This window comes from Moorena sp. SIO3I6 (assembly GCF_010672095.1).
Genome location: NZ_JAAHHU010001443.1, coordinates 1 through 1272, shown reverse-complemented (window position 1 = coordinate 1272; position 1272 = coordinate 1). Strand labels below are relative to the sequence as shown.

Genomic DNA, 1272 nt, shown 5'->3' with positions numbered 1-1272 from the left:
AAGCTGCGGAAGTTGCTAACCAAGCTAAAAGCCAATTTTTAGCTAACATCAGCCATGAATTGCGCACTCCCCTCAATAGCATCTTAGGCTATGCCAGAATTCTCCAGCGCGATACAGCTAAAGTTGCTACCCAAAACGATGACGTGAAGGGCAGCACCCCAAGGAGCGATCGCAATTTAAGACAGCAGCAAATACAAGGTTTAAAAATTATAGAGCAAAGTGGAACCTATCTATTGACCCTAATTAACGATCTCTTAGACTTCTCTAAAATCGAAGCCCGTAAGATGGAACTCTACCCCCGTGAGGTTCATTTTCCAAGCTTCTTGGAAGGGGTAGTTGGTATTATCCGCATGGGAGCTAATGAAAAAAATATATTGTTTAACTATAAAACTCAAGGTAACCTACCCACAGGGGTTAAGTTAGATCAGAAAAGGTTACGACAGGTTTTACTCAATCTATTAGGTAATGCAGTTAAATTTACTGACCAAGGTAATGTCACATTTAATGTTGGAGTCATTGAGAAACAAAACTCTATTTTAGGAATATCGAAGTCTTCCAACACCAGGATTCAAGGGGGAGATTATAACATCCATTCTCGGACGATTCGCTTTGAGGTCATCGATACTGGCATAGGAATTAGTCCTCAACAGTTAGAGAAAATATTCCAACCCTTTGAACAAGTAGGGGATACCGAGCGTCGGATAGCTGGAGCGGGTTTAGGTTTAGCGATTAGTCAGCAAATCGTTAACTTGATGGGAAGTAAACTAAAGGTTAAAAGTCAATTGGGCAAAGGTTCAACATTTTGGTTTGATGTTACCTTACCTGTGATAGATATTGTTGCAAATGCTGAACCATATATTGCTGTTAAAGGGTTGATTTATAAAGGAAAACGACGTAAATTGTTAGTGGTGGATGACATAACAGAAAATCGCTTGGTATTGCTAAATATGCTCAACCCTTTGGGTTTTGAAGTGGTATTAGCCCAGAATGCTCAGCAAGCATTGGAGCTGGCCAGGGTAATTGGACCTGATCTGATTTTAACGGATTTATTTATGCCTGTTAAAACTGGTTTCACGATGATTCCGGAATTACAACAGATACCAGCAATGAAGAATGTACCAATTATTGCCTTCTCTGCTAACAACTGGGATGTTGTGCAGAAGGAAACTCAGAGACTTGGCTGTGATGCTTTTCTGCCAAAACCAGTTGACGAGCAGAAATTATTGGCATTATTGGAGAAGTATTTACAATTAGAGTGGGTTGATCAATAGA

1 protein-coding gene is annotated in these 1272 nt (G+C 40.0%); it reads left to right on the top strand.

The window, feature by feature from the left end:
* A partial coding sequence (locus F6K49_RS50110; RefSeq protein ID WP_293110307.1) for an ATP-binding protein occupies positions 1–1271 on the top strand: 1271 nt, incomplete at its 5' end.
* Position 1272: the final 1 nt, after the last annotated feature.